Origin of the sequence: Bacteroides cellulosilyticus DSM 14838 (assembly GCF_000158035.1) — a bacterium.
In the GTDB taxonomy this organism is placed as follows: domain Bacteria; phylum Bacteroidota; class Bacteroidia; order Bacteroidales; family Bacteroidaceae; genus Bacteroides; species Bacteroides cellulosilyticus.
This window is the reverse complement of sequence record NZ_EQ973489.1, coordinates 264,764-269,915: the sequence shown is the minus strand read 5'-3', so window position 1 is coordinate 269,915 and position 5,152 is coordinate 264,764. Positions and strand designations below refer to the sequence as shown.

Annotated in this window: 2 protein-coding genes; both read right to left on the bottom strand. The window is 41.0% G+C overall.

What is annotated here, in order from left to right; genetic code table 11:
• Positions 1-1,637 (bottom strand): InlB B-repeat-containing protein (locus BACCELL_RS03820; RefSeq protein WP_007210238.1); only part of this gene is annotated, 1,637 nt, incomplete at its 3' end.
• Positions 1,638-1,814: 177 nt separating this feature from the next.
• Positions 1,815-5,152: hybrid sensor histidine kinase/response regulator transcription factor (locus tag BACCELL_RS03815; RefSeq protein WP_007210237.1), on the bottom strand; the 3,338-nt coding region annotated here is incomplete at its 5' end.

The following is a 5,152-nucleotide window of genomic DNA, read 5'->3' as shown; positions in this document are numbered from 1 at the left end:
GCCGCAAAGTTGAAGTTAAATGTCGATAGTGAGTTCCACTTCGCAGAAGTCTTACTTTGGGAATTCAACATTCTACCCATTGCATCTTTCGACATATTGATGCCAAACATAGTGGTACAGGTACCGTTTACATTTGAGTTGCGACAAGTGAAATTATAGACTTTACCTCCGGTTAGAGAAACCGGAAAAGAAAAGACATTATTATTAACAGGATGGGTAATCACACGACCAACACCACTGCCAAAATTATCTCTATACCTATATGCATAAGTGTCGTTACTATTATCTGCATTCACCCATGTCACGTCACTACTACACTTCCAACCAAAGTTGCTCGGAATATCTGTAGTTGTCCCCATGCCGTTACCATCCCAAGCAGCCATATAATTTACTCTAAAAGTTACTGTGTAAGTTTGTGTAGAACCGTCACCAGCCGTAACTGTTACCACAGTACTGCCCGGAATGGCAGATGCTTGTTTAATACTGGCCGATGCAACCGAAGCTACAGCCGTAGCCGTAACTGTTGGAATGGAAGCACCCGGAGCAAGATCATAGGTATATATGTAAGTTGTAGCCGAGAAACCGGGAATAATGCTCCTCTCCACCAACAGTTCCTTTAAAGAACAATCACGGTAAATAGCAAGAGCAGTATTTAGGTTACTAATGGCTGTTGTGAAATCACTGATTGTAGAACCGGAATTATCGACAATCGCCTGCGCTTCTCCGATAACAGTTTGCAGATAGTTTATTCCGGCTTCCGTACCACCTTCTTTAGCACTTTCCACTTCAGATATCAACGTTTGTAGCTGAGTTTTTACCACACTCGCATCTTCCCACTTAGCAAAAATGGTTGTTGCAGCAGTAATAGCAACCGAGAAGTCGTAAGGTATAGTAAATTCTTTATCGGCATACCAACCATCAAAAGGAGAACCATCGTCTTTAACAGGATCGGCAGGTTTACTTATCGTATAAGATTCCCCCTCTAAAAAATATTGATTGTCTACTGAACTGCCTCCATTGGTATCAAACTTTACGGAAACAGCATTACCTAATTCAGTAAGTTGCAAAAGCCAGATGCCAGCCTCATTCCAGTTGCCACCATTAACATGAACATCCCAAAGAAAATAACCCGACGTAAAACCCTCCGGTGCAACAAAACGTAAACTATTGAATGTATTTACTACATTGTTTCCCGAAAGAGTCAAAGATTTTTTTGAAACAGGCTTTGTTGCCAACAGATCGTCAGCAAAATAAAAATTGAAGGTTGCACTTCCAGATCCCCCATTTCTTCGCCACGCTTTACCAGAAAGTTGATAGAATTTGTTTTCCACCGGCTTTACCGGATAACCGTACTTGGTATCCACCTCTGTTATATACAACATCTGATCTGTACCATTACTGGCAGGACTACCTACATTTATACGATATCGATTGCCAGAAGAAGCTGCGAGATTTCCCCAAGTAATAGAGATACTTTCATCGACCCGCCAACCGGCGTCATAAGGAGTTCCAGCTGTATCGTCCCAACCGGTAAGTAAATTTTGCGCCTGTATCGGCACACTCATCACCAGAACTATGCAAATTATCCAAGCTGAAATCATCTTGCACAATCCAGTTTTTTGCTTTTGTTTTTCCATACGTAATAACTTTTAAGATTAATATTCTGCGAACGAAACAAGTCTTATTGTTTCAAATTCATAGAAGCAAAGTTATTCCGCATAAGCGTAAGCAATACGTAGAAATGTTTCAAAATGATTTAATTATGATGAATGGCACATACGCCTCTATTTTTTGCACCTTTCCTCAACCGGGTTTTACTCTCCCTCAATCGTTCCTCCCGAAGTGAACCGTTCCATATACTCAGAAGGCTGCATCCCTATTTCCTTTTTAAAGATACTACTAAAATAACGCGGGTCATTATACCCTACTGCATACGCCAATTCCGAAATACGCACATGTTTTTTCTCTTCCATAATATGGCAAGCCGCTTTCATACGGATATTACGGATGAATGAAACATAAGTCAATCCGGTGAGAGACTTCAATTTACGGAAAAAGGTTGATTTTGTCGTATTCATCTCTTCTAAAAATTGAGTTTGATCAAATCCCGGATCATCCAAATGGCGATTTACACAATCAATGGCACGTTGCAAGAAGTCTTCATCCATACTGGTATAGTTCAATTCTTTCGCCTCGAACACCAGTTGTTTCTTAAAATCTTTCATAACCCTTTCACGTGACTTCAATAAATTACCAATACGGGCATGAAGTACACTCAAATTGAACGGTTTTGTTATGAATGCATCCGCTCCCGATTCATAGGCCTCCACACGGTCCTCTTCCTGTTTTTTAGCAGTCAGCAGAATTAATGGAATGTGGGAAGTATCAAAATTTCCTTTAATACTCCTGCAAAACTCAATACCATCCATCACCGGCATCATTACATCAGATACAATCAGGTCGATATCTTCCGATTCTACGATTTCAAGCGCTTCTTTGCCGTTAGTTGCAGTATGAATTTTATAATCAGTACCCAAAAGTTTCACCATCAAGCCTAATAGATCTTCATTATCTTCAACTAATAATAAGGTGTGGCTCTTTTCTGCCACATTCTGTTCTGCCGAAACAACGTTATCTTCTAATGCACTTGTCTGAATATCTTCAATCACCACATCTTCCTGCACAGCATCTATTCCATCCGAATCCAACAGAGTCACGGCATCATCTATCTCTTCCTCCGAATAAGCAAACCGATGAACCGGGAATTCTATTTTAAAAGCAGTTCCTTTCCCCTCTTCGCTCTCTACAGATATGGAACCATGATGCAGAACAACTAAATCGCGTACCAACGATAACCCAATACCTGTGCCGATAGTATTAAATTTACGGTAATCTCCTTCATAAAAACGCTTAAACAAGTTCTTTTGCGACTCTTTCGGGATACCAGGTCCGTTGTCCTTCACGATTATACAAACTACTCCATTCGCTTCATCACAGCTAAGTTCAATTCCCACCTTACCACCAGGTTTATTATACTTGGAAGCATTTGAAAGCAGATTATATAGTATCTTATCCAGTTTATCCGGATCAAAGAAAGCTAAGTATTTATTCATACTGCTTTGAATAGTGAAATGAATATCCTTCTTCTTCATCAACGGACGGAAACCATCCAGACTCCGGCGCACAAACAGTACCAAGTCTCCCTGCAATACCTTCAGTTTCAGATTACCCGTCTCTGCCTTACGAAATTCCAATATCTGTTGCAGCAGACGTATTAATCTATTAATATTATGTGTCATCACATCATATTGTTCCTTATAAGCAGGTGCCGTCTGTTTCAGTTCATCTACAGAAGCCGAAATAATGGTTAGCGGAGTCAATAGTTCATGCGTGATATTTGTAAAGAATTGCAGCTTAGCATGATTTATCTCTTCTGATTTTGCCTGCTCCATCTCACGCAGATGCAATGCATTACGCAAACGAATACAGTTGCGAATAATCCGGTAGATATATCCGGCAATACCTACAAGTATTATTATATATAAGGTGTAAGCCCACCAGGTTTTCCAAGGCGGAGGCAGAATAACAACTTTTACGGTTTGTACATTCTCATCCCAAATACCATTAGAATTGGAAGATTTCACATAAAAAGTATAGGTACCAGACTTCAGATTATTGTAATACGCAAAGCGTTTTGATGCATCTGTATGTTGCCAACCTGCATCAAAACCATCTAATCTGTAAGCATACTGATTCCTTTCGGGATTGGCATACTCCAATGCAGAGAACTCTATGCTAAAGTTGTTACGCTTATAGTTCAGGACTATTTTATCTGTGAATCTTGGTGACAAATTCGATATTTCGGAACGTTCCTCCCCAGAGAGAGCTGTCCAGGACTGATTGAACACTTTAATATCAGTGATTACAACTGGAGAAGAAAAAACCTGTTCATCTTGTTTATTAGGATAGAAGCTATTATACCCCCGATGCCCTCCAAAGAACATCTCGCCGTCAGAAGCAACAAATGACGCTCCCCGATTAAATATATTATCCTGCAAGCCATCAGAAGTAGTATAAAGGCGATAAGTTACATTCTGCAAATCCCGTGGCACAGTGAGGCGCAACAGCCCTACATTGGTTCCCAACCAAAGGTTACCCTTCTTATCGCTCTGAATATTGGTTACTGCATCTCCCGGCAGATTCCACAATTTATGTACCGGCAGGAATACATCTTCCACAGCATCATAAAGACTCAATCCACTTCCACCGGTTCCTACCCAAATACGTCCTTCAATATCCCTATAAATGCAGTTTGCATAATCACTGTTCAGCTTTCCATTGGAAACCGAATAGCCGGAAAAAGTATATCCACTTAAAGAATTCCCACTACCCTGAATGCGAATAACTCCATGTGTATTGGAAGCCAACCACATCTCACCGTCACGTCCTTCAACAAGTTGCATGACCACCATATCCCGCACAGCCACGTCTCCAACCTTCAATGAATCGAAGCGTACCGAAGTTCCATCCGCCGCACGCATCGAAATCCCACTCTTAGTGGCAAACCATAGGTTTTGCTTGGAGTCTTCACAAATATAGTAGATACAGGAATTGCACATCCATGGAGCATTCGAAGAGTTATGTGCTTTCACGCGCTTTCCAACAGGGGCTGATTTATCTATTTCATAAGCTCCTCCGTTGTACACTCCAATCCATATATGTCCGGTAGAGGGAGATTGCATAATGGACATCACTGTAGAAATCCCTCTATATGAGCTGAAGTCGGGCATTTGACCATGATGAGTAAATTTCCCGGTCCTGCGATCTTCCACACCAAAGCCATAAGTGCTGATTCCCATCCAAAGTTGCCCTTCATCATCCAACAAAATACTACGGACAGAATTACTTTTGAGTATCCGTTTTGCTTCAGATAAACGATCAAGGTTGAACTTTGCTTTACGAGTATTCGCCATATTGACACCGCCACCAATCATCCCTATCCACATAATACCTTGCCTGTCACGCAACAAAGAAGCGACCTCACTACTTGTTATAGAGTTTTCCGATTCACCGGAATAGCAGTTTTCAAAATAAAAGCGTGACGTCTCCACATTCCGCATTGGAAGTATGCTTAAACTACTACGAGTCCCCA